24 protein-coding genes are annotated in these 23,028 nt (G+C 72.4%); 17 read left to right on the top strand and 7 right to left on the bottom strand.

The window, feature by feature from the left end:
- The first annotated feature begins 28 nt into the window (after nucleotides 1–28).
- On the top strand, nucleotides 29–547 hold the full coding sequence (locus ADK57_RS31565; protein WP_053753044.1) for a DUF4240 domain-containing protein: 519 nt from the start codon (nucleotides 29–31) through the stop codon (nucleotides 545–547).
- Between the two features lie 3 nt (nucleotides 548–550).
- Here ADK57_RS31565 and ADK57_RS31560 read toward each other — a convergent pair whose 3' ends face one another.
- Nucleotides 551–781 (bottom strand): hypothetical protein, encoded by a 231-nt coding sequence (locus tag ADK57_RS31560; protein WP_053753043.1) that lies wholly within the window; start codon nucleotides 779–781, stop codon nucleotides 551–553.
- A gap of 97 nt (nucleotides 782–878) precedes the next feature.
- Entirely contained in the window at nucleotides 879–1,679 is an 801-nt protein-coding gene (locus ADK57_RS31555; protein WP_078973444.1) for a peptidoglycan recognition protein, read from the bottom strand.
- Between the two features lie 188 nt (nucleotides 1,680–1,867).
- Between ADK57_RS31555 and ADK57_RS31550 the strand changes: the two genes are divergently transcribed.
- From ADK57_RS31550 to ADK57_RS51540, 3 genes are all read left to right on the top strand, one after another.
- Nucleotides 1,868–3,052 (top strand): MarP family serine protease, encoded by a 1,185-nt coding sequence (locus ADK57_RS31550; RefSeq protein ID WP_053753042.1) that lies wholly within the window; start codon nucleotides 1,868–1,870, stop codon nucleotides 3,050–3,052.
- A gap of 106 nt (nucleotides 3,053–3,158) precedes the next feature.
- Nucleotides 3,159–3,788: a TetR family transcriptional regulator gene (locus ADK57_RS31545; protein ID WP_234390470.1), complete on the top strand. Its 630-nt coding sequence runs from the start codon at nucleotides 3,159–3,161 to the stop codon at nucleotides 3,786–3,788.
- A gap of 92 nt (nucleotides 3,789–3,880) precedes the next feature.
- Nucleotides 3,881–4,099, top strand: coding sequence for a hypothetical protein (locus ADK57_RS51540; RefSeq protein WP_053753040.1), 219 nt, complete (start codon nucleotides 3,881–3,883; stop codon nucleotides 4,097–4,099).
- On the opposite strand, the gene ADK57_RS31535 is transcribed toward ADK57_RS51540, so the two are convergent.
- Nucleotides 4,080–4,568 carry a GNAT family N-acetyltransferase gene (locus ADK57_RS31535; RefSeq protein ID WP_053753039.1) on the bottom strand — a complete coding sequence of 163 codons (489 nt, stop codon included), beginning with the start codon at nucleotides 4,566–4,568 and terminating at the stop codon, nucleotides 4,080–4,082. The two genes, ADK57_RS51540 and ADK57_RS31535, sit on opposite strands and share 20 nt — an antisense overlap.
- A 72-nt stretch (nucleotides 4,569–4,640) precedes the next feature.
- Here ADK57_RS31535 and ADK57_RS31530 point away from each other — a divergent pair, with 72 nt between their 5' ends.
- A complete protein-coding gene (locus ADK57_RS31530) occupies nucleotides 4,641–5,537 on the top strand; it encodes a TIGR01777 family oxidoreductase (protein ID WP_053753076.1) in 897 nt (298 codons plus the stop codon).
- Nucleotides 5,538–5,695: 158 nt separating this feature from the next.
- Nucleotides 5,696–7,459: an FAD-dependent oxidoreductase gene (locus tag ADK57_RS31525; RefSeq protein WP_053753038.1), complete on the top strand. Its 1,764-nt coding sequence runs from the start codon at nucleotides 5,696–5,698 to the stop codon at nucleotides 7,457–7,459.
- On the opposite strand, the gene ADK57_RS31520 is transcribed toward ADK57_RS31525, so the two are convergent.
- Nucleotides 7,456–8,892, bottom strand: coding sequence for a hypothetical protein (locus ADK57_RS31520; protein ID WP_053753037.1), 1,437 nt, complete (start codon nucleotides 8,890–8,892; stop codon nucleotides 7,456–7,458). The two genes, ADK57_RS31525 and ADK57_RS31520, sit on opposite strands and share 4 nt — an antisense overlap.
- Before the next feature lie 187 nt (nucleotides 8,893–9,079).
- Here ADK57_RS31520 and lipB point away from each other — a divergent pair, with 187 nt between their 5' ends.
- From lipB to ADK57_RS31500, 4 genes are all read left to right on the top strand, one after another.
- The gene (lipB, locus tag ADK57_RS31515) at nucleotides 9,080–9,961 is read left to right on the top strand and encodes a lipoyl(octanoyl) transferase LipB (protein WP_078973448.1); all 882 of its coding nucleotides are present in this window, start codon (nucleotides 9,080–9,082) and stop codon (nucleotides 9,959–9,961) included.
- A 303-nt stretch (nucleotides 9,962–10,264) separates the two neighbouring features.
- Entirely contained in the window at nucleotides 10,265–11,230 is a 966-nt protein-coding gene (gene lipA, locus ADK57_RS31510) for a lipoyl synthase (RefSeq protein WP_053753035.1), read from the top strand.
- Nucleotides 11,231–11,503: 273 nt separating this feature from the next.
- Nucleotides 11,504–11,704, top strand: coding sequence for a hypothetical protein (locus tag ADK57_RS31505; RefSeq protein ID WP_053753034.1), 201 nt, complete (start codon nucleotides 11,504–11,506; stop codon nucleotides 11,702–11,704).
- A 68-nt stretch (nucleotides 11,705–11,772) separates the two neighbouring features.
- Complete coding sequence (locus ADK57_RS31500; protein WP_053753033.1) at nucleotides 11,773–12,474, top strand: DUF4191 domain-containing protein; 702 nt, start codon at nucleotides 11,773–11,775, stop codon at nucleotides 12,472–12,474.
- A 79-nt stretch (nucleotides 12,475–12,553) separates the two neighbouring features.
- Here the strand turns inward: ADK57_RS31500 and ADK57_RS31495 are convergent, their stop codons facing one another.
- Nucleotides 12,554–13,021, bottom strand: coding sequence for an RDD family protein (locus ADK57_RS31495; protein WP_053753032.1), 468 nt, complete (start codon nucleotides 13,019–13,021; stop codon nucleotides 12,554–12,556).
- A gap of 197 nt (nucleotides 13,022–13,218) precedes the next feature.
- On the opposite strand from ADK57_RS31495, the gene glnA reads away from it, so the two are divergent.
- The 5 genes from glnA to pspAB all read left to right on the top strand — a co-directional run bounded on the left by glnA (nucleotide 13,219) and on the right by pspAB (nucleotide 18,081).
- Nucleotides 13,219–14,628: a type I glutamate--ammonia ligase gene (glnA, locus tag ADK57_RS31490; protein WP_053753031.1), complete on the top strand. Its 1,410-nt coding sequence runs from the start codon at nucleotides 13,219–13,221 to the stop codon at nucleotides 14,626–14,628.
- 110 nt (nucleotides 14,629–14,738) lie between these two features.
- The gene (locus tag ADK57_RS31485) at nucleotides 14,739–14,996 is read left to right on the top strand and encodes a hypothetical protein (protein WP_053753030.1); all 258 of its coding nucleotides are present in this window, start codon (nucleotides 14,739–14,741) and stop codon (nucleotides 14,994–14,996) included.
- A gap of 2 nt (nucleotides 14,997–14,998) precedes the next feature.
- Nucleotides 14,999–16,474: a hypothetical protein gene (locus ADK57_RS31480; protein ID WP_053753029.1), complete on the top strand. Its 1,476-nt coding sequence runs from the start codon at nucleotides 14,999–15,001 to the stop codon at nucleotides 16,472–16,474.
- A 99-nt stretch (nucleotides 16,475–16,573) separates the two neighbouring features.
- On the top strand, nucleotides 16,574–17,494 hold the full coding sequence (htpX, locus tag ADK57_RS31475; protein ID WP_053753028.1) for a zinc metalloprotease HtpX: 921 nt from the start codon (nucleotides 16,574–16,576) through the stop codon (nucleotides 17,492–17,494).
- 2 nt (nucleotides 17,495–17,496) lie between these two features.
- A complete protein-coding gene (gene pspAB / locus ADK57_RS31470; RefSeq protein ID WP_053753027.1) occupies nucleotides 17,497–18,081 on the top strand; it encodes a PspA-associated protein PspAB in 585 nt (194 codons plus the stop codon).
- A 52-nt stretch (nucleotides 18,082–18,133) separates the two neighbouring features.
- Here the strand turns inward: pspAB and ADK57_RS31465 are convergent, their stop codons facing one another.
- Nucleotides 18,134–18,415: a hypothetical protein gene (locus tag ADK57_RS31465; protein ID WP_053753026.1), complete on the bottom strand. Its 282-nt coding sequence runs from the start codon at nucleotides 18,413–18,415 to the stop codon at nucleotides 18,134–18,136.
- Nucleotides 18,416–18,730: 315 nt separating this feature from the next.
- Between ADK57_RS31465 and ADK57_RS31460 the strand changes: the two genes are divergently transcribed.
- The gene (locus ADK57_RS31460) at nucleotides 18,731–20,365 is read left to right on the top strand and encodes an alpha/beta fold hydrolase (RefSeq protein ID WP_053753025.1); all 1,635 of its coding nucleotides are present in this window, start codon (nucleotides 18,731–18,733) and stop codon (nucleotides 20,363–20,365) included.
- A gap of 33 nt (nucleotides 20,366–20,398) precedes the next feature.
- On the opposite strand, the gene ADK57_RS31455 is transcribed toward ADK57_RS31460, so the two are convergent.
- Nucleotides 20,399–21,766 carry a DUF2252 domain-containing protein gene (locus tag ADK57_RS31455; protein ID WP_053753024.1) on the bottom strand — a complete coding sequence of 456 codons (1,368 nt, stop codon included), beginning with the start codon at nucleotides 21,764–21,766 and terminating at the stop codon, nucleotides 20,399–20,401.
- Nucleotides 21,767–22,015: 249 nt separating this feature from the next.
- Between ADK57_RS31455 and ADK57_RS31450 the strand changes: the two genes are divergently transcribed.
- A partial coding sequence (locus ADK57_RS31450) for a winged helix DNA-binding domain-containing protein (RefSeq protein ID WP_053753023.1) occupies nucleotides 22,016–23,028 on the top strand: 1,013 nt, incomplete at its 3' end.

Genomic DNA, 23,028 nt, shown 5'->3' with positions numbered 1-23,028 from the left:
CCCTTTCAGGGCCGATGCTGGACCCGTGATGGACGAGACGGAGTTCTGGGAGCTGGTGGACGCCACTCGCGAGGCCGCCGAGGGCGACCCCGAGGAGCAGGCTGACCTGCTGGTGGACCGGCTTCTTCAGCTGGACCCGGACATGGTCCTCGACTTCGCCCGTCACTTCGAGGCCCGCTACAACCGCGCGTACACCTGGAACCTGTGGGGCGCCGCCTGGGTCCTGCTGGACGGCGCGAGCGACGACGCCTTCGACTTCTTCCGGTGCTGGCTTATCGGCCAGGGCCGCGAGATGTACGAGGGCGGGGTACACGACCCCGACTCGCTCGCCGACCTCCTGGACGACTTCGACGAGGAGATCGACGGCGACGGCGAGGAGCTCGGCTACGCGGCGGACGAGGCGTACGAGCAGCTCACCGGCACCGTCGCCCCCGACCTGGGCATCGCTCCCGCCCCCTCGGAGCCGGAGGGCACGCCGGTCGACTTCGAGGACGAGTCGGTGCTGGCGGGGCGGTACCCGAAGCTCTGGGAGAGGTTCAGGGGCTGAGGCCTACGCGTCGGCACGTCGGCGCGTCGTGTCCGTCGGGATGTACGCCTGCGTGTTGTCGGCCTTCACCGCGTGGTACAGCGGTGCCGCGTTGGCCTGTTCGAGGGCGGACGCGGTGACGGCGGCCGGGCCCAGGATGACGGCCGCGACCGCGCAGACGACGGCCCAGGGGCCGCGGGCGGTCCTGGTCCAACCGCCTGTGGTCTCCGCGGTGTCGGTGTGACTGCTGTTCATGATCCCCACCTCCGGTCAGTGCGTGTGCATGACGCTATGGCAGCTGTCTCGGGGGGATCGGTGAGCCGGCTGGGAGAAACCTGTGAGCCGCACACCCTTACGTCCTGCCCTGCAGGCGGGCTGCCAGGTCCCTGATTTCCGGGAGGTGGGCGCTGAGGGCCGCGCCGGGGCAGGTCGTTCTGTAGCCGTCCTTGTGGCCTGCCAGGGCGGGGAGGGCGGCGGCGGTGCCGGCGGCGTAGCGGCTGTGGCCGTTGCTGGAGACCAGGCGGACCGTCGCCCGGGGGTCGATGTCGGCGAGGCCCAGCTTCCAGGCGGCGAGGTGGGCGATCGCGTCGGTCATCACCTTCGGGACCGGCACTCCGGTGGTGAAGGTGCCGAGGGCGGCGATACCGGTGGTGCGGTGGTTGAAGCCCTGGGTGTGGGCGCCGGTCACGGGGCGGTCGATGCCGCCCGCGCGGCCTTCGTAGATGTTGCCGCAGCGGTCGACGAGGAAGTTGTAGCCGATGTCGTCCCAGTCGCGGGCATCGGTCATGCCCGCGGCGAGGTAGCGGATGATGCGGGGTACCTCGGCGCAGTCGTACGCGTTGGGCGAGTCGGTGTGGTGGATGAACACCGCGACGACCTTGTCGTCGTAGCGCGGCGGCGGCCGGGTCCGGCCGCTGTCGCCCGCCGCCCAGACCGACCGCGGCACGATGTGCGGTCTGGTCGCGGAGTGGGCCGCTGCGGGGCGGGCCGCGACCGGGTCTGCGCCGGCGGCCGTGCGCTCGACGCCGCTCGCGCACAGCATCAGCGCGACGACGGCGGTCAGGCCGGGAAGACAGCCGAGCAGCACGAGCGCGGCCTTCGGTATGCGCACCGCGCGCGTCTTCCGGGAGCCCTTCGGTCGTCGGACACGCATGGTTTCCACTGTCCGACCGATCCGGTCCGCCCGCGATGTGTGCTGTGCCACCCGGTGGAACCATCGTCCCGGTCCGCGACGTTTTTCCAGATGCACGCACGCGTGGCGGGTTCCGGGCGCCACGCGCGCGTGGCTGATCACTGGGCGCATCCCGTGCGTACTAAGGGTTCCTGGAGAAAGGCGGCTCAGTGGACCTGCTCGACATCCTGCTGTTGCTGGTGATCCTCGCCTACGCGGCTTCCGGCTACCGACGCGGGCTGGTCGCCGGCTGTGTCTCGCTCGCCGGGTTCGTGGGCGGTGCGGCCATCGGCGTGTGGGTGCTGCCCTGGATGATGGATCTGGCGACGCCGGGCACGACCGCGGCGACGGTGACCGCGGTGCTGACGGTGCTCGTCCCGGCCGTGGTCGGGCACGAGCTGGCGGGGCGGCTCGCGCTCAGGCTGCGCCGGGAGCTGGACCAGGGGCCGCTCAGGGTGGCCGACGGGGTCGGCGGCGCCGTGGCCAACTCGGTGGCCGTGCTGATCGTGGCCTGGGTGGCCGCGAGCGTCCTCGGCGCGTCCTCGTCGCCGCTGGTCACGACCGCGATCCGGGACTCGGCCCTGCTCGGCGCCGTGCAGAACACCATGCCGGACACGACCCCCTCCTGGTTCTCGCGGGCCACGTCCGCGCTCACCGAGGCAGGCTTCCCACAGGTCTTCAACCCGTTCGAGAACGAGTCGACGGCCGAGGTCGCCAAGCCCACCGGCGACAGCGTCACCACCAGCGCCACCAGCGCGGCCAAGCTCAGCACCGTGAAGATCGAAGGCGTCTCGGGCACCCAGGGCCGCGAGGGCAGCGGCTTCGTGTACGCGCCGCAGCACGTGATGACCAACGCCCATGTGGTGGCCGGAATCGACGACCCGAGCGTGCGGATCGGCGGGGTCGGGCGGTCGTACGAGTCCCGGGTGGTGCTCTTCGATCCGGACCGGGACGTGGCCGTGCTGTACGTCCCCGACCTGAGCGCTCCCGTCCTGCGTTTCGACGACAACGCCTCGCGCGGCGACTCGGCGGTGGTCGCGGGCTATCCGCAGGACGGCGACCTGAACCTGCAGGCGGCCACCGTCGCGAACCGGGTGAAGGCGAGGGGCCAGAACATCTACAACGACGCGGTCGTCACCCGCGAGATCTACTCGATCCGCTCCACCGTCCGCCCCGGCAACTCCGGCGGCCCCCTCCTCACCACCGACGGCAAGGTCTACGGCGTGGTCTTCGCCCGCTCCACCTCCGACGCGGAGACGGGCTACGTCCTGACGGCGGACGAGGTCGCCGCCGACGCCGGACGCGCGGCGGACGCGACGGCACCGGTGGACACGGGCGAGCTGGTGACGTCCTAGACGTCGGCGTCCTCGGCTTCGAGCAGTCCATCGGGCGCCCGTGTGGCACGTTTTGCCGCACTGCCAGGACATGCCGTTCGCAGCGCCTCGGCGTACGCTTCCGCGGGTGAGCTCCAAGCCACCCTCGCTGACCGAGCGCCGCAAGGCGGCCACCCAGCTGGACATCGCGCGCGCCGCCGCCGAGCTCTTCACCCAGCGCGGCCCGGGCGGCACGACCGCCGAGGACATCGCCGAGCGCTCCGGGGTCGCGCTGCGCACCTTCTACCGCTACTTCCGCAACAAGCAGGACGCGGTGGGCCCCCTGCTCGCGGCCGGCGGCGACCGCTGGCGGGCCCTGCTCGCGGCGACCGAGCCGGGCGCGGCCCTGCCGGAGTCGCTGGAGCGGGCGATGCGGGAGGCGCTGGCCGTCCCGGACGAGCACGCGGCCGACGGTCTCCGGCAGACGCGGGCTCTGCTGCGGGCGGCCGCCGCCGACCCTGCCCTGCGTGCCGTCTGGTACCGGGTGAACCAGGAGTCCGAGGAGAAGCTGCTCCCCGTACTGACGCGGCTGGCGGGCCCGGACGCGGATGAACTGAGGATCCGCCTGGCCGCCGCCGCGGCCACGGACGCCCTCCGGGTGGCGCTGGAGGTCTGGGCCGCCACGGACGCCGGCCTGACCGGCCCGGGGTCGCCCGTGGAGCTGGCCGTTCGGTGCCTGCGGGAACTGGTGGGCGGGATGCGGTCACCGGCGGAGTGACGGACCCGGCACGCCCCGGCTCACGCCCCTCGCGTCGCCCTCGTACGGATCAATGCCCTTCGCCGGAGCACTCCCGGGCGTACCTCTGAGCCATGTCACGTGCTCTCGGCGTACTCCGACCCGTCGCCCTGGCCCTCGTCCCCCTGTTCGCCCTCACCGCCGCGGCTCCGGCGCCGGACTCCGGCGGCAAGGGCTGGGTGCTCGCCGGATTCGCCACGGCGGCCGCGCTGGCGGGGGTCCCGCTGTATCTGGTGGCGCGCAGACGGCGTACGACCGCCTCGGCGGACCGGATCAGAGACTGCGGCCCATGAGCACGTCGTCGACGTATGTGCCGCCCAGGAAGAACTCCTCGGGCAGCACACCCTCCACGACGAAGCCCTCGGACTCGTAGAGCTTGCGGGCCGGCGTGTTGTGGCCGAGCACGCGCAGGGTGATCCGGCGCGCCCCCTGCTGCCGGGCCTCGTCCTGTACGGCCCGCAGCAGCGCCCGGCCGACCCCGGCGCCGCGCGCCTCCTCGGCGACGGCGAGGCCCTGGATCTGGCGGACGTGGGTGTTGCAGGCGAGCGAGGTCGGATAGCCCAGCCGGACGTAGCCGACGACGTTGCCGCCGAGCTCCGCGACCAGATGGTCCCGCGGGCCGAACCGCTCGCTGTAGAAGGGCTCGTACGGCGGCTGCGGACGGGGCTGAACGGCATGCAGCGGCGACCAGGTGTCGCGGTCGAGGCGGCCCAGCGTCTCCTCGTCGTCGGGGGTGGCTTGGCGTATGTACGGAACCGGCATCCGGTCACCCTACGACGCCGGTCCGAGGCCCCCGCAGGGGTTTTCCGCGGCCACTGAGCAAGGATGGTCCTCATGGAACGTTCGCGAATCGCGGTGGCCGGCGCGTCCGGTCTCATCGGCGGCGCCCTGGCGCGGTCCCTGACCGCCGACGGGCACGAGGTGGTGCGTCTGGTGCGCCGGACGCCCAGGGCGCGGGACGAGGTGCGCTGGGACCCCGAGCGGAAGTACGTCGACCCGGCCGGGCTCGCCGGGTGCGACGCCGTGGTCAACCTGGCCGGGGCGAACGTGGGATCGCGCCGCTGGACGGACGCCTACAAGGAGCGGATCCGCTCCAGCCGGGTGCTGGGCACGGCGACCCTCGCCGAGGCCGTCGCCTCCCTGGACCGGCCGCCGCGGGTCTTCGTCAACGGCAGCGCGATGGGCATCTACGGCGAGACCGGAGACCGGCCCGTCGACGAGGACGCGCCGCCCGGGGAGGGCTTCCTGCCCGAGCTGTGCGTGGAGTGGGAGGGAGCCGCGGCACCGGCCCAAGCGGCGGGCGTGCGAACGGTGTTCACCCGAACGGGACTGGTGGTGTCCCGGAAGGGCGGGGCGTGGGGGCGGCTGTTCCCGCTGTTCCTGGCGGGGCTCGGCGGGCGGATGGGTGACGGGCGGCAGTACTGGTCGTTCGTCTCGCTGCACGACGAGGTGGCCGCTATCCGGCACCTCATGGACACCGACGGTCTGTCGGGGCCGTTCAACATCACCGCCCCGCAGCCGCTGACGAACCGTGAGATCACCGCGGCGATGGGGCGCGTGCTGCACCGGCCGACGGTGTTCACGGTGCCCGCGCCCGTGCTGCGGGCCGTGCTCGGCGAGATGGCCGGGGACGTGCTGGGCAGCCAACGGGTGTTGCCGATGCGGCTGTTGGAGTCAGGTTTCACCTTCGCGTTCCCGGAGATCGAGGAGGCGATCCGGGCGGCGAAGTGACTCTTGCGATCGTATGCGACCGTCGTGCGACCGTGCCCTGTCGATGCGCGACTGCCCCTGACCGATCACGGCCCTACCCTCGATCCGAACTCGGGTATCCCCGGAGCCAGTTGGGGGCATGACGTCTCCACCGGCCGCGCAACCTCGAGGAGGGGCACGTGCTTGAGCCCGCGTACCAGGCAGACGTCGTGATCGTGGGAGCCGGGGTCGCCGGACTGTCCGCGGCGCATCGGCTGACCAGCGCAGGAGTGACGACCGCGGTGCTGGAGGCCGCCCCGTGTGTGGGCGGCCGGATGACGACCGAGAAGGTCGACGGCTTCCGACTCGACCGCATCGGACAACTGCTGTCCACGGCGTATCCCGAACTACGGCTGTCACCAGGGCTCGACGGGCTCGTGCTGCGGCCCTTCGCACCGGGTGTCCTGCTGCACAGCGACGGCCGCCACCACCAAGCCGGGCCGCCCCCCAACGCCGGGGGCGCACGGGGCGCACTCCACGCGGTGCGCGCCCTGGCAAGCGCCCCCAGGCCGGCCTCCGTACCGAAGGGCCGGGGCGTTCCGCGGCAGGGCTCCTCCGCGTCCGGGGACTGGGGGGATCCGGAGTCGGCCTCCACGGCGAGGGGCCGGGGGGTGCCTCGGCCGGGCGCCGGGTCGAGGGGGGTTGCTGCGCCGGGCGCGGCCTCGAAGGGCCGGGGGGCTCTCTGGCCGGGCACCGGGGCGAAGGGCCGGGGCGGTACCCGGCCGGGCGCCGGCGCGAAGAGCCGAGGGGTTCCCTGGCCGGGCGCGGGGGCCGAGAGCCGGGACGGTGATCGGTCGAGGGCCGGGGCGAAGGGCCGAGGGGTTCCCTGGCCGGGCGCCGGGGCGAAGAGCCGGGGCGGTACCCGGCCGGGCGCCGCCCCCAAGGCCCGGCCGGCGTCCGTCACCGGTGTCGGCCGCAGCGCTCCCCGGGGCCCCTGGGGAACCGCCCCGCTCGGCAGCGCCGTCGACCAGGCCCGGCTCGGCGCCGCCCTGTCCCGGATCGCGAACACCCCCGTGGAGCGCCTCCTGGCCCGTCCCGAACTGCCTGCCGGGCAGGCGCTCGCCGCCCGCGGGGTGCCGCCCCGCACGATCGACGGGTTCCTGCGTCCACTGCTCGCGGCCCTGCTGTGCGACCCGGAGCTGACCACGTCCAGCCGGTGCGCGGACCTCGCGCTGCGGGCGTTCGCGGGCGGGCGGCTGTGCGTGCCGGAGGGCGGGGCCGAGGCGCTGCCGGAGCTGCTCGCCCAGACACTGCCGCCGGGCACCGTGCACACCGGCGTCCGGGTCACCTCGATCTCCACCACCTCGGTGACGACCGCCGAACACGGCGAGATCCGCTGCCGGGCCGTCCTGATCGCGACCGACGCCCGCGCCGCCGCCGAGCTCCTGCCCGGCCTGCGGGTACCGGACTTCCACCCGGTGACGGTGGTCCACCACACGGCGGACGAGCCGCCGGCGACGGGCGCGGCCCTGCTGCTCGACGCGGACCGGGGCGGCCCGGTCGCGCACACCGCGGTGATCAGCCGCGTCGACCCGTCCCGTGCCCCCGCGGGCCGCACCCTCGTCTCCTCGACGGTCCTCGGCCCACCGCCGTCCGACCTGGACACCGCCGTACGCATGCACCTGTCCCGCCTCTACGGCACCTCCACCCGCCGCTGGGAGACCCTCGCCGTCCACCACACCGCCGAGGCGGTCCCCGCGATGCGCCCACCGCACGATCTGCGCCGCCCGGTGCGGCTGCTCGCCGGCCTGTACGTGTGCGGCGACCACCGCGACACCAGCACCGTCCAGGGCGCACTGCACTCGGGCCACCGGGCATCGGCGGCGATCCTGGCGGATCTGGGGGCGGCGGGGTCGATGCACGCGGCGGACCCGCTGCCGACGCCCCGGGCCCGGGCCGCCTAACCGAGAGCCGCCACCTTGTCCCGGTACCCTCGCACCGGTGCCGCGTCCTTGTACGGCTCCAGCCTGCGCTCGAAGTCCCGTACGTACTCGACGGCCCGCACCGACCGCATCTCCGCGGCCTGGCCGGCGGCCTCCGCACCGTGCGCGCAGGCCTGGTCGAGTTCGCCGAGGCCGAGGCGGGCGGAGGCGAGGACGACGCGGCAGAAGAGACGGCTGCGGGCGTAGGAGGGGGCGCGCAGCTGCAGGGAGCGCTCGGCGTGTTGGGCGGCCGAGCGGAACTGCTGGAGGTCCCGGTGGCAGTGCCCGAACTCGTCGGCGAGCTGCGCCTCGTCGAAGAAGCGGGCCCAGTGCGGGACGTCGTCGCCGGGCCGGGCCGCCTCCAGGGCGCGCTCGGCCCGTACCAGCGATCCGGTGCAGGCGCGCACCTCGCCGAGCACCCCGTGCCCGCGCGCCTCGACCGCGTGCAGCAGCGCCTGTACGGCGGGCGGGGCGTTGGTCCCCACTCCTTGCTGGGCCACCCGCGCCAGCTGCACCGCCTCGCGGCCGTGCCCGAGGTAGACGGCCTGTCGGCTCATCGTGACCAGCACGTAGGAGCCGTACGCCCGGTCCCCGGCCGCCTGCGCGAGCCGTAGCGCCTGCACGAAGTAGCGCTGGGCGAGGCCGTGCGCGGCGATGTCGTACGACGTCCAGCCCGCGAGCCTCGTGAGGTCGGCGGCGGCGGCGAACAGGCGGCGGCCGGTCTGCTCGCCGTAGGTGCCGCGCAGCATCGGCTCGCACTCGTGCTCCAGGTAGCGCACGAGGGCCTGACGGGCGTGGCCGCCGCCGTACATGTCGTCGAGGGAGCGGAACAGCTCGCCGACCGAGCGGAGGGCGGAGATGTCGCCACCCGTGACCTTCTGGCCGGGGCCGCGCTCGGTCTGGCCGCGCTGCCTGGGTACCCCCACACGTCCCTGCGCGGGGACGCGGGCCGGCGCCTCGCCGCGGGCCACCCTGTCGTCGGCCCGGCCGATCAGCCAGTCCCGGCTGGGGACGACCAGTCCGGCCGGGGTGAACGCGATCTTGCGGAGTTCGGCGTGACTGCCGGAGTCCTTGCGCCACAGCCCGCTGATGATGTCGACGGCCTCTTCGGGGGTGGCGGCGAACTCCAGGCCCGCGTAGACGGGGGCGCAGGCGTCGAGCCCGAGATCCTGGGCGGTGAGCCTGCGGCCGAGGCGGCGGGTGAAGACCTCGGCGATGAGGGCGGGGGTGGTGCCGCGGGGCTGCTGCCCGCGCAGCCACCGGGTCACGGACGTCTTGTCGTATCTCAGGTCGAGCCCGTGTTCGAGACCGAGCTGGTCCACTCGACGGGCGAGACCCGCGTTGGAGAACCCCGCTTCTGCGATGAGCGCGGCGAGCTGTCGGTTGGGAGTGCGCTGCGCGGGTCGTTCCGTCATCTGCGGTGCGGTCTCCTGCCTTCGGGCCTCGCTGAGGCCGCTTCGTGCCTGCGGTGCCTGCGTTGCCCGGATTGCCTGTGAGCAGCCCTTATGGCCTCTGTGGACGGCGCGAATGTAGCGGAGAGTGAGCAGGTGATCGCACACTTCGATGCGCGTTCATCCGATCGTGTGAGGATTGACCGCACGGCTGACGCGCGAGGCTCGGTCGTACAGTGGCGTAGGCACGCTTTGTGCCTTACGACCCGCCAGGGCTTCTAGGGAGGCGCTTGCCGTGAGTGAGTTGCGGTTCGTCCGTATGGGATTCGGTGCGGACGCCGTCGAGTACCAGGAGGCGTGGGACGAGCAGCGCCGGGTGCACGCGGCGCGGTTCGCCGACGAGATCGCCGACACCGTGCTGCTTCTGGAGCACCCCCCGGTCTACACGGCCGGCCGGCGCACAACGGACAGTGAGCGGCCGCTCGACGGCACTCCCGTCATCGACGTCGACCGCGGCGGCAAGATCACCTGGCACGGCCCGGGCCAGCTGGTCGGCTACCCGATCCAGAAGCTCCCGCGTCCGGTGGACGTCGTGGCGCACGTACGGCGCCTGGAAGAGGCACTGATCCGCACCTGCGCGGAGTTCGGCCTGGAGACGTCCCGGGTCGAGGGCCGCAGCGGGGTGTGGGTGCTGGGCGACCCGGTGGAGCAGCGGCCGTCGCTCGGCGGGCTGTCCCTGGACTTCGACCCGCGTCTGCAGGACGAGGAGTTCGACCCGCGCATGAACGGCCCGGAGTACGCCCCCTCCAACGCCGGCCAGCGCCGCGAGGACCGCAAGATCGCGGCGATCGGCATCCGGGTGGCCAAGGGCGTCACGATGCACGGCTTCGCCCTGAACGTGAACCCCGACAACCGGTGGTTCGACCGCATCATCCCGTGCGGGATCCGGGACGCGGGGGTCGCCTCCCTCGCGAACGAGCTCGGGCGTGATGTGACGATCGAGGAGGTGCTGCCCGTGGTGGAGCGGCACCTTCTGGATGTGCTGGAGAACGCGGAGTTGAAGCCGCGGGAGGTCGAGCGGGCCACGGCGTAGCGCTGCGGCGGGGGCATGGTTTCCTCGCCCCCGCCGCCCGTTCCCGCCCCGTCCCGCCCCGTCCCCAGGGGCTCCGCCCCTTCGACCCCGCCAGGGGGCTCCGCCCCCTCGACCCCCGGCCTGTGCCCACCCACCCCCGACTCAGTGGGTCGAGAGGTGCGCCACAGGGCGAGGGCACACGCCCTCACCCGCGCCGGGTGCGGGGAATGCACCACAGTTCCGCAAGGTTGCCCACCCCGGGGACCGAAAACGCACGGGCGTACCCTGGTGTACGCCGAAGAATCGAAGCTACAGGGAGCCGATGTGTCCGCAGTCGCACCCGACGGACGCAAGATGCTGCGCCTGGAGGTCCGCAACAGCCAGACCCCCATCGAGCGCAAGCCCGAGTGGATCAAGACCCGGGCGAAAATGGGTCCCGAGTACACCAAGATGCAGAACCTCGTGAAGAGCGAGGGCCTGCACACCGTCTGCCAGGAAGCCGGCTGCCCCAACATCTACGAGTGCTGGGAAGACCGTGAGGCCACCTTCCTCATCGGCGGCGACCAGTGCACCCGGCGCTGCGACTTCTGCCAGATCGACACCGGCAAGCCCGAGGCGCTCGACCGGGACGAGCCCCGGCGCGTGGGCGAGTCCGTGGTCACCATGGACCTGAACTACGCCACGATCACCGGCGTCGCCCGCGACGACCTGGAGGACGGCGGCGCCTGGCTCTACGCCGAGACGGTCCGCCAGATCCACGAGCAGACCGCCTCCCGCGAGGCCGGCCGCACCAAGGTGGAGCTCCTCGCCCCGGACTTCAACGCCGTACCGGAGCTCCTGGACGAGGTCTTCGCCTCCCGCCCCGAGGTCTTCGCGCACAACGTCGAGACGGTCCCCCGCATCTTCAAGCGCATCCGCCCCGGCTTCCGCTACGAGCGCTCGCTGAAGGTCATCACCGACGCCCGCGACTACGGTCTGGTCACCAAGTCGAACCTGATCCTCGGCATGGGCGAGACCCGCGAGGAGGTCAGCGAGGCGCTCAAGCAGCTGCACGACGCGGGCTGCGAGCTGGTCACCATCACGCAGTACCTGCGCCCGTCCGTGCGCCACCACCCCGTGGAGCGCTGGGTCAAGCCGCACGAGTTCGTGGAGCTGAAGGACGAGGCCGAGCAGATCGGCTTCTCCGGTGTGATGTCCGGCCCGCTGGTGCGTTCCTCGTACCGTGCCGGGCGGCTGTACCAGATGGCCGTGGAGAAGCGTGGTTCCTACATCGCCTCGCAGGCCGTCTGACACTCCGTCACCCTCCTTGCCCGGCACGGAGTGACGCAAGCGTGTGAATTCGCGCACAAGAGGCTACTCGCCAGTAGTGACCGATACGACGCGGTTCTGACCGTCCTCGCTGATGAGGGCATACGTCAGGGCCGCGTCCGCGTTTGAGAGCCCCGCATCAAGGCTTCATTGGCGTTTGACCGGTCGGTCACGCCCTGGTAACACCAATCAGTGACGCTGGACTCACACCACGTACACCCATACCCGCAGCGGTATCGAGGGGGGACCTCCATCATGCAGGCCGCGCCCGTACGCGCCACAGCAATCCCGACGTTCACCGACGCACTCCGCGCCGTCGAATCCCTGCTCATGAGCAGTGGCCAGCGCACCGCCCGCCGCAACGCCTGGACCTCCGTCCTGGAGGACCGCCGCCGCGCGAAGGACCGGGTCGAGGCCCAGCGCGTCCTGGAGCAGACGTTCACCGGACGTCCCTGACCCCTCCTCCCGCCCTCCTGCGGACACTGCCGTCGTCGGCGCTCCCGGGGACACGTAGACTTCGTGCCATGGCGAGGAAGGACACGGCAGCGGACGCTGCGAATCCCGGGCGACTCAAGCAGATCGCTCTGACCTACAAGATGACCCGCAAGGCCGACAAGAAGATCGGTCTTGTACTCGCGGCTGTAGGAATCGTCACCTTCGGTGCCTTCCTCGCGATCGGTTTCTTGATCGGTCACCCCATCTATCTCGGCATTCTGGGCCTCCTGCTCGCCTTCCTCGCGTCGGCGATCGTATTCGGGCGCCGGGCCGAGCGAGCGGCCTTCGGGCAGATGGAGGGCCAGCCGGGCGCAGCCGCGGCGGTACTCGACAATGTCGGCCGGGGCTGGACGACCACCCCCGCGGTGGCGATGAACCGCAGCCAGGACGTGGTGCACCGGGCCGTCGGCAAGGCCGGCATCGTCCTGGTCGCCGAGGGCAACCCGAACCGGGTCAAGAGCCTGCTGGCCGCCGAGAAGAAGAAGATGAACCGCATCGTCGCGGACGTGCCGGTGCACGACCTGATGGTGGGCACGGGCGAGGGCCAGGTCGAGCTGAAGAAGCTGCGCACGACCATGCTGAAGCTGCCGCGCGTGCTGACCGGCCCGCAGGTGACGGCCACCAACGACCGGCTGCGCGCCCTGGGCGACCTGATGAGCAACATGCCGCTGCCGAAGGGGCCGATGCCGAAGGGCATGAAGCTCCCGAAGGGCGGGCCGAAGGCCCGCTGACTCCCTCGAACACGAAACATGAAGGGGGCGCCCGGATCACTCCGGGCGCCCCCTTCGTCGTGCGGACCTGGATGCGGACCTAGTTGCGGACCTCGACCGTGCGGGCCAGCCTGTCGTGCAGGCCCCGGCCGTCGCGGTCCCAGATCAGGGCGGGGACGGCGAGGCAGAGCAGGACGGTGCGGAGCAGAGCACGGGTGGGGCTGACGCGGCCGGTGTCGAGGGCGACCACGCGCAGTCCGAAGAGGCGCTTACCGGGAGTGAAGCCGACCGTGCCGACGGTGAGGGCGCCGAGCAGGAAGAAGACGAGGAGGGCCCAGTTGCTGGTCGCCTGGTCGTAGCCGTGCGTGATGAGACCGTATGCGATCAAGAGGCACAGGCCCCAGTCGACGGCGATGGCGGCGAGGCGCCGGCCGGGGCGGGCGATCGAGCCCGGTCCCTCCTCCGGCAGACCGAGCTGCTCGCCGCGGTATCCGAAGTCGACACCGGCTTCTTCCGCGGCCGCGCGCGGTCCGGAAAGCCACGATCCGATTGCATGCCTGTTGTCCACCCGTCCACGGTACTGTGCGCGTTTCGCGATACGGACAGGTGGGGTGGGCGCCACGATGTCCGGTTAACTTGTGCGAAACAAATGGGTCACGCCCGAGAAATCACCCGTACCTAGGGTCGACGACAGCGTGTGCCACCGCACTGGCCGCACGAACGAACTACCACCCCGGCACGACCGTCGGGAGTAGGAGGAGCTGGATGTTCCAGAACGCCGACGAGGCCAAGAAGTTCATCGCGGACGAGGGCGTCAAGTTCGTCGACGTCCGCTTCTGCGACCTGCCGGGCGTCATGCAGCACTTCACGCTGCCCGTCGAGGCGTTCGACCCGGACGACGAGCTCGCCTTCGACGGCTCGTCGATCCGCGGCTTCCAGGCCATTCACGAGTCCGACATGGCGCTGCGCGCGGACCTGTCGACCGCCCGGGTCGACCCCTTCCGCCGCGACAAGACGCTGAACATCAACTTCTTCATCCACGACCCGATCACCGGCGAGCAGTACAGCCGTGACCCGCGCAACGTGGCGAAGAAGGCCGAGGCGTACCTGGCGTCGACCGGTATCGCGGACACCGCGTACTTCGGGCCCGAGGCCGAGTTCTACGTCTTCGACTCGGTCCGCTTCGCGACCAGCGCGAACGAGTCCTTCTACCACATCGACTCCGAGGCGGGCGCCTGGAACACCGGCGCCCTCGAGGACAACCGTGGTTACAAGGTCCGCTACAAGGGCGGCTACTTCCCGACCCCGCCGGTCGACCACTTCGCCGACCTGCGTGCGGAGATCTCCCTGGAGCTGGCCGCCTCCGGCCTCCAGGTCGAGCGTCAGCACCACGAGGTGGGCACCGCCGGCCAGGCCGAGATCAACTACAAGTTCAACACGCTGCTCGCCGCGGCCGACGACCTGCAGCTCTTCAAGTACATCGTGAAGAACGTGGCCTGGCGCAACGGCAAGACCGCGACCTTCATGCCGAAGCCGATCTTCGGCGACAACGGCTCGGGCATGCACGTCCACCAGTCGCTGTGGACCAACGGCTCCCCGCTGTTCTACGACGAGGCCGGTTACGCGGGCCTGTCGGACACCGCCCGCTTCTACATCGGCGGCATCCTCAAGCACGCCCCGTCGCTGCTCGCCTTCACCAACCCGACGGTGAACTCGTACCACCGTCTGGTGCCGGGCTTCGAGGCGCCGATCAACCTGGTGTACTCGCAGCGCAACCGCTCCGCGGCCATGCGTATCCCGATCACGGGCTCCAACCCGAAGGCCAAGCGCGTCGAGTTCCGTGCGCCCGACTCCTCCGGCAACCCGTACCTGGCGTTCTCCGCCCTGCTGCTCGCGGGCCTGGACGGCATCAAGAACAAGATCGAGCCGGCCGAGCCGATCGACAAGGACCTGTACGAGCTGGCTCCCGAGGAGCACGCGAGCGTGGCGCAGGTCCCGACCTCCCTCCCGGCCGTCCTCGACCGCCTCGAGGCCGACCACGAGTTCCTCCTCCAGGGCGACGTCTTCACGCCGGACCTGATCGAGACGTGGATCGACTTCAAGCGCGCCAACGAGATCGCGCCGCTGCAGCTGCGTCCGCACCCGCACGAGTTCGAGCTCTACTTCGACGTGTGATCGGCCCGTAGGCCCTTCGGCTGCGCCCCCGCTCCTGTTTTCTCAGGGCGGGGGCGTCGCCGTATGGTGTCCGGCACAACTGTTCGAGAGTGATGACGGGGGTTACGGGGATGCCCGAACAGGACGACGCCGAGCGGGAGTTCGACCTCAAGTGGGCCGACAACGCCGAGCACAAGGAGCCCTCCGCGCGGGCCCGGATGCTGGCCGCCCGCTGGAAGGAGAACCCGCCCGAGCCGCAGCCGTTCCGCGCCGACCCCGATCCGGCCGGGCCGCGCCGGTCGTCGTGGGTGTCGACGGCGATCGTGCTCGGCAGTGTGGCGGCGATCATCCTGCTGCTGGGGTACGCCGACTTCCGGACGCCGTACTAGGGATGCGCGAGGACATCCGGGGCGGCGGGGTTGCGGCGGGGCGGCTCGCCGAGGGAGCGTCGGTGCGGGACGTGCTCGACGTCGGGGACCCGAGGGCCTGGGTCGCGCTGGACGCCGGGACCCGATCCTGGCTCCGGCCGGATCTGCTCCCGACCCGCGCCGAGATCGCAGGCCGACCCGCGCGGCTCTCCGCGCTCCGGCGCACCGGCGCACCCGCCGAGCCCCGGCTCGCGCTGGCCCTGTGCCACCGCGACGGCCGGGTGCGCGAGACGGCCCTCGAACCGGCCGTCGGCCACCCCGCCCTGTGGCCGCTGGTCGTCGTCCGCACCACCGACTGGGTGCCTCCCGTGCGCGAGCGTGCCCGCGAGGTGCTGCGCGCGGTCCTCGACGACGTGGACACCGCCGTCACACTCGCGCCGCTGATCCTGCTCGTCGGCCGCCGCGACCGGGGCGCCTTCGGCGTCGACCTGCTCGACGAGGTCCTGCGCCGGGCGCCCCTCGAACGCCTCGCGTCGCTCCTCACCCACCCCGACCGGGCCGTACGCCGGTTCGCGTACCGCCTCACCGTCGACGAGGGGCACCTCTCCCCCGCCGAGCTGGCCCGCGCCGCCGCCCGCGACACCGACCCCGTCGTCCAGGACCTGTGCGCCGAGGCCGCCCTGGCCGCCGTATCGGAGGACGGTGGGTACGACGACGTGCTCGAACCGCTGCTCACCGCGCGCGGGCCGCGCGTGCGGTCGGCCGGGGTGACCGCGCTGCGGCGGGCCGGGCGGCCCGACCTGGCGGAGAGGTTTCTCGCCGACCGGTCGGGGCTGGTGCGGGCCTGTGCGCGGTATGTCGTACGGCAGTCAGGGGGCGATCCGCTGATCTGGTACCGGCGCCGGTGTGCCGTGCCGGGCGACCCGGCGCTGCCGCCCGGTGCGGTCGCCGGGCTGGCTGAGTGCGGGGAACGGGCGGACGCCGATTCGCTGTGGGCGCTGCTGGACCTCCCCCCGAGCTCTCGGCTCCGCTCGAGCAGGGGCGCCCCCACCGCGCCCGGGGTGCGGGCGCGGGCGGTGGCCGGGTTGCGGGCGCTGGACGTGACGGACGTACGGCCGCTGCGGGCGTTGCTCGACGATCCTGAGCCCCGGGTCGTGCGGGAGGCGACGCTGGCGCTGTTGCCCTTCGCGCGGTCGCTGGACGCCGATGGGTTGATGGAGCGGCTGGCGGCGGGGCGGCCCCGGCATGTGCGGGTGGCCGCGTTCCGGCTGCTGGACGCGCGGGGCGGTCTGGTGCGGCTGCGGGCGGCGGTCGCTCTGCTCGACGATCCGGACGTCCGGCTGCGGCACTGGGCCGGGCAGTCCGTACAGGGCTGGCATCCGACGGCGGACGTGCCGAGCGGGTCGGCGGAGGTGGGCGCACTGCTCGACCGGGGGCGGCATCTGTTCAGCGAGTACGTGCTGAGCAGGCGGAAGTTGGAGGCCGGGATCGGGGGCTGAGCCTTTGCTGCCCCTAGGGCTGATCGCGACCGCTTCATGGGGGAGGCCGGGTGCACACTGGTTGTGGGGCGAGTGCCTGACTGCGGGGTGTGATGCGAGATGCAGAGCCGCTTCCGGAGCGACCGGCGGTTGACCGTACGGATGACGGTCACGATGTTTCTACTCGGGCTGCTGTACGTGGCCTTCGTCGCGGCACTGGTCGTGCTGTTGAAGTCGTGGGTGCTGGTCGTGGTCGTCGCGGCGGCGATGCTCGGCGCGCAGTACTGGTTCTCCGACCGGATCGCACTGTTCGCGATGCGCGGGCGGGTCGTTCAGCGGGAGGAGTATCCCGAGCTGCACGCCGTCGTCGACCGGCTGTGTGCCCTCGCGGACATGCCCAAGCCCGTGGTCGCCGTGTCGGAGATGGACATGCCGAACGCGTTCGCGACCGGGCGCAACGCCGACAACGCCGTCGTCTGCGTGACCACCGGACTGCTGCGGCGGCTGGACCCCGCGGAGCTGGAGGGCGTGCTGGCGCACGAGCTGTCGCACGTGGCGCACAAGGACGTCGCCGTGATCACCATCGCGTCGTTCCTCGGCGTGATCGCGGGGCTGATCGTGCGGTTCGCCTTCTACTCGCAGCTGTTCGGCGGCGGGCGCCGGGACCAGAACACCGCCGTCGTCTTCGCCGCCGTGATGGGGGTGTCGGCAGCCGTGTACGCGATCAGCTTCCTGCTGATCAGGGCCCTGTCCCGGTACCGGGAGCTGGCGGCCGACCGGGCGGCGGCACTGCTCACCGGCCGGCCCTCGGCGCTGGCGTCCGCGCTCACCAAGGTCACCGGCGACATCGCCCGGATCCCCTCCAAGGACCTGCGCACGGCCCAGGCGTTCAACGCCTTCTACTTCACCCCGGCGCTGGGTGCCGAGCCCGGTGTGGCGCGGATCTTCTCGACCCACCCGAGTCTGGAGCAGAGGTTGGAGCAGCTGGGGCGGATCTCCGGTGAGCTGGGCGAGGCGGCGACCCCGGGGAGGGCGGGCTGAGGATGGGGCTGCTGGACATCCTGCTCGGCCGTACGAAGCCGGTCGCTCCCGATCTCGACCAGCTCTTCGCGCTGCCGTCGGCGGCGGTGACGCTGGAGGCGGCCGCCTCCTTCACCCCGACCGGGCGGGGTGCGGTGTGCTTCGCCACGGTGGAGGGCGCGGCCTTCGAGCAGACGCACCGCGAGGTGCAGGCCCTGCTCGACGCGGACACCGACCGCGACGGACCGCCGGTGGAGCTGCGGCGGGACGGCTACGGGTATTCGTGGCTGGTGTCGGAGCGTACTCCCGACCAACTGTCGTTCCTGGTCAACGACCTGCACGCGGTGAACAGTTCGATGGAGGTCAACGGCTTCGGGCCGCAACTGCTGTGCTCGCTGGCCGGGTTCCGGGATCCGGAGGGCCGGTCCCTGGCGATGGTCTACCTCTACAAGCGGGGCACCTTCTACCCGTTCGCGCCGCTGCCCGGTGAGGGGCAGCGGCGCGACAACGCACTGGAGCTGCGGGTGAAGGCGGCCCTGGGTGACGATCTGCGGATCGAGCCCGACCTGAGCCGCTGGTTCCCGGTGTGGGGCGCCCCCGGTCTGTGACGACGACCGAGGGCCACCGGGATCACCAGGATCACCAGGATCACCAGCAGTCTCACTTGCTCTTCTCGCGCGCCTGACGGCGGGACTCGAAGGGGCGCTCGCGGCGGTAGCGGCGCTCCCACTTGGCCTGCTTGTCACGGCGGTCGCGATACGCGCGGTAGCTCGCGGGCGTGGGCCCCGCCGAGGATCCCCCCGTCGGGGACGGGGGCGAGGACGTGCCTCGTCCGTACTGCACGTACAGGAAGAGCACGGCGACGGCGGCGAGCCACCAGATGTGGTTTCCGAATCCCAGAACGACCAGGACGACGGTCCCGGATATGACGATGGTGCCCATGACGGGCCTCCGTGGGCGTGGGTTGGTCCGAGCGGTGATCGGTGCCCCGACGGGGCGCCGGGGGTGGGCGGCCGTCCGTCGGTGCGTAGAGAGTAGCCCCGAGTCCGCGGGGTGATGCCTGTTCTGCGGGACGCGGTGGTGGGCAGCTCCTCGACGCCTGTCCAGCGTAGGGAGGCGATCACTCGGTGTGCATCTTCTTTTTCCGAGGCGTGCTGCGCCACGGTCTGCGATCGAGGCGGCGGACGGCGGCCCGGGCCCCATGGGTGAATCCCCGGCCCCATGGGTGAATCCCCGGCCCCATGAGTGAATGAGGAGATGAGTGAGCTGATCTCCTTCACACACGAGCACGCCGGTGAACGCCTCAGTGGTGTGTACGGCGGTGACGACGGTGGTCCGGACCGGGCCACCGTCGTTCTGCTGCACGGAGCGGGCAACGGCAGCAAGGAGCGGCTGCTCCCGCTGCTGGCGGAGTTCGTGGCGCACGGCTGTCGCGGCCTCGCCTTCGACTTCTCCGGACACGGCGAGAGCACGGGCGCACTGCGGGAGTTGAGCCTGCGCCGACGCTTCGAGCAGGCGGTGGCGGTCGTCGACGCGTTCGTCCCGGCGGGCAGGCCGCTGATCCTGGTCGGGTTCAGCATGAGCGGGCACACGGTGGCGGACCTCGCCGCGCACTACGGCGACCGGGTCACGGCGCTGGCGCTGTGTGCGCCCGCCGTGTACGCGGGCGAGGCGTGGGACGTGCCGTTCGGGCCGGGCGACGGTTCCTTCAGCACGATCATCCGTGCCCCGGGGAGCTGGCTGAAGTCACCCGCGCTCGACGTACTGCGGACGTACGAGGGCCGCGCGGTGCTCGCGGTGCCGGGTACGGACGCGGTGATCCCGCCGGAGGTGACTCAGGCCGTGCAGGACGCGCTCTGCGCCCGCGCGCAGTTCACCCGCTTCGAACTGCCCGACGCCGACCACCGGTTGGGGATGTGGCTCCGGGATCACGCCGAGGACCGGCGGGAGTTCGTGTCGGCCGTGCTCGCCCGGGGGTGGGCGGCGACCCGGTCGTGGCTGGCCAAGCAGCTCCCGGAGGGACGTTCGGTCCGCGACGTCCGCCCCCTGTCCGGCGGTTGGAGCTCCCAGATGCGCCGCCTGACCCTCGACGACGGCACCGGGCTGGTGCTGCGGACCTTCGTGAAGCCCTTCTTCCGCTTGCATGCCCCGGGGCTGCTGACCCGCGAGGCGTCCGTCCTGGCGCTCCTCGCCGGACAGGAGGGCATCCCGGCCGCACGACCGGTCGCCGTCGACCCGTCGGCCGAACTCTGCGACCACCCTTCGCTGTTGATGTCACTGCTCCCGGGCCGGGTGCGGGTCGACGAGGAGGACCCCGCCGAGCTGGAGCGGCGCCTGGACCTCCTGGCTGCGCAACTCGTCCGGATCCACGAGGTCGTACCGGACGAACGGCCGCGCCCGTACCAGGCGTGGACGTCGGCCGAGCGGGTGGCCGCCCCGCCGGGGCCGCCGTGGGAGCGGGCGGTGGACGTGATCCGCCGCGAACCCCCGGCCTACGAGGGCTGTTTCCTGCACCGCGACTTCCACCCGGGGAACGTGCTGTTCGACGGGAGCGGCGACGAGCTGCGGATCAGCGGAGTCGTCGACTGGGTCGAGACGTCGTGGGGCCCCGCCGACCTGGACGTCGCCCACTGCTCGACGGCCCTGGCCCTGCTGCACGGCCCGGAGTACGGACTCGGCTTCCGCGCGCGCTACGAGGCGCACGGCGGCCGCCGCCTCGCCGACGGGCCCGACCATCTGTACTGGCGGCTGTTGGACGCCCTCGGCTACTCCCCCGACGCGGCGAAGCTCGCGGGTCCCTGGCGGGAGCTGGGGCGGACGGATCTGACGGCTCAGGTGCTGGGCGGGCGGTTGGAGGCGTACGTGGGCGGCCTGCTGGAGGCGTACGCCTGACCGCGCCCCCCGTGTCCGATGTCCGACCGCGTCTCAGACTCCCGGGTCCGCGGTCACCACGCCGGCCGCGACGGCCGCGCCGAGGGTCGCGTGGTCGTGGGCGGTCTGGTCGGCGTAGGCGAGGGCGAAGTCGGCGACGGCTCGTTCGAAGGTGTCCGCGCCGCCCAGGTATCCGGCGATCGCGATGCGGTCGCCGGACCGGGCGTGCGCGCGGGCCAGCGCGGTGCCGCACAGCCTGGCGTACGCCACGAGGTCGGCGGGGCTCATCCCGGCGACGTCCGCGGAGCCCTTCATGTCGCGCAGTTGCCGCCAGTAGAACGCCCGTCCCTGCGGCCCGCTCATCCACCCCAGGAAGATGTCACCGGCGGCCTGGAGCAGCCGCTGCCCGGCGACGACCCGGTGCCCGGCATGGTCGTACGGCCCGTGCGGCAGGTGCTCCTCCAGTACGGACTTCCGCGCCTCCTTGATCTGCAGGAACAGCGGGTCGTCCGCATCCCGGCCGGCGAGCAGCACGATGAAGCAGCGCATGCCGACGCTGCCGACGCCGACGACCTTGCGGGCGGCGTCGACGAAGCGGTAGCGGTCCAGGAGCAGGCGGCGCTCCTCGGCGAGGGTGGAACGGTAGTCGCTGAAGATCTTGCGCAGGGCGGCCATGTCGGGGACCCCGGCGGGTTCGAGCAGCGGCGGGTCGTGGATGAGGCGCCGGCGTCCGTCGACGATCTCCGTGAGCTTGCCGAGGGCCTGGAGGCTGGTGCGGCGGCGGGCGCGGGTGAGGCTGGACTCGGCGCGTCGGCGGTGACGGGCGGAGCGGAGGAGGGGCAGCAGGCTGTCGGCGTCGAGGCGCTCGTACCAGACGTCGAGTTCGCCCTTCGGGGCCAGGCGGTGCATGACGGCGCGGTAGGCGGCGGTGGCCTCCAGGGCCGCGCGGTGGGTCCGGGCCTCGCTGTGCCCGTTCTCGCGGGCGGCGACGGCGACGCTGGCAGCCAGGCGCTTGACGTCCCATTCGAAGGGGCCGGGGAAGGTCTCGTCGAAGTCGTTGAGGTCGAAGAGCAGGGCGCGTTCCGGGGAGGCGTACAGGCCGAAGTTGAGCAGGTGGGCGTCGCCGCAGAGCTGCACGGTGAGGCCGGTGTGCGGCTGGGCGGCCAGATCGGCGGCCATGACGGCGGCCGCACCGCGCAGGAAGGCGAAGGGGGAGGCGGCCATGCGGCCGTACCGGACCGGGAGCAGCTCGGGCAGGCGGTCGCGGCCCTGCCGCTCCAGTACTCCGACCGGGTCGGGGCGGTCGACGGAGGGGGTCCAGTGGGCGTGCGCGGAGCGGGGGACGCGTTTGCGGGCGGCCTTGCCCTGGGCGGTGCGGCAGGCGGGGTCGGCGCGGTGGGAGGGGTCGTCGGGGGCGGTCATGTGCCGGACCTCTGCATCGCGCCTCCCTGGTTCCCAGGCTTCCTGGGTTCCTGGCTCCCCGGATTCCTGGATTCCTGGATTCCTGGCTCCCTGGCTTCCGTCGCTTCCTGATCGCAGTGAAGGCCGGGGGCGGGGCGTACGCATGCCGGGTACGGCGAACGGGTGACGTCCCCCGGCGGTCCGTGCCGCCCGATTGTCAGTGGCCTCCGGGAGGATGCCCTCACGGTGACGTGACGGGCGGAGGCCGGTATGGGTGACGAGGAGCGGTACATCGGCGTGGCGGAGCGGCGGGCGCGGCTCGCGCTGCGGCACCGGCTGGCCGGGGCGGCACGGGCGGCGAGTCCCGAGGATGTCGCCGACTCCCTGGTCGCCCTGCACGGCACGGACCCCGCGACGGTGTACCTGGCCGTGGGCGCGCGGCTCGCGGACCCGGCGAGGACCGTGCCGGAGACCGGCCGGGCGCTGTACGAGGACCGCACGCTGGTCCGTATGCACGGCATGCGGCACACGGTCTTCGTGTTCCCGACGGACCTCACCGCGGTCGTGCACGCCTCGACCGGCCTCACGGTCGCCGCGCGGGAGCGGGCCGCGCTGCTGAGGGACATGGCGAAGGCCGGTGCGCCGGACCCGGCCTGGCTGAAGGAGGCCGAGGAGTCGGCGCTGGCCGCGCTGGCGAGGCGGGGGCAGGCGACGGCGGCGGAGCTCGCCGAGGACGAGCCGCGGCTGCGGGAGCAGTTCGTGTACGCGGCCGGGAAGAGCTACGAGGGCGTCCACACCGTCTCGACCCGTCTGCTGAGGGTGCTGGGCGTCGAGGGCAAGGTCGTCCGGGGCCGGCCGCTCGGCTCCTGGACGTCCAGCCAGTTCCGCTGGGCGGTGGCCCCCGCACATCCCGAACTGGACGCGGCGCAGGCCCAGGCATCCCTGCTCGGACGCTGGCTCGCCGCGTGCGGCCCGGCCACGGAGGCCGACCTGAAGTGGTGGACCGGGTGGAAAGTGACGGACGTCCGCCGGGCGTTGGCGGCGATCGGGGCGCGGTCGGTGTCCCTGGAGGAAGGTGTGGGGTACGTCGTCGACGACGACGTCGGCCCGGTGGCGGAGCCGGCCGAGCCGTGGGCCGCGCTGCTGCCGGCGCTCGATCCGACGGCGATGGGCTGGCAGCAGCGGGACTGGTATCTGGCGCCGGAGTTGCGGGCCGCGTTGTTCGACTACAGCGGCAACGTGGGGCCGACGGTGTGGTGGAACGGGCGGGTGGTGGGCGGGTG

It is taken from the genome of Streptomyces sp. MMG1533 (assembly GCF_001279775.1).
In the GTDB taxonomy this organism is placed as follows: domain Bacteria; phylum Actinomycetota; class Actinomycetes; order Streptomycetales; family Streptomycetaceae; genus Streptomyces.
The sequence above is the reverse complement of the archived record's forward strand: the minus strand, read 5'-3'. Positions and strand labels throughout refer to the sequence as shown.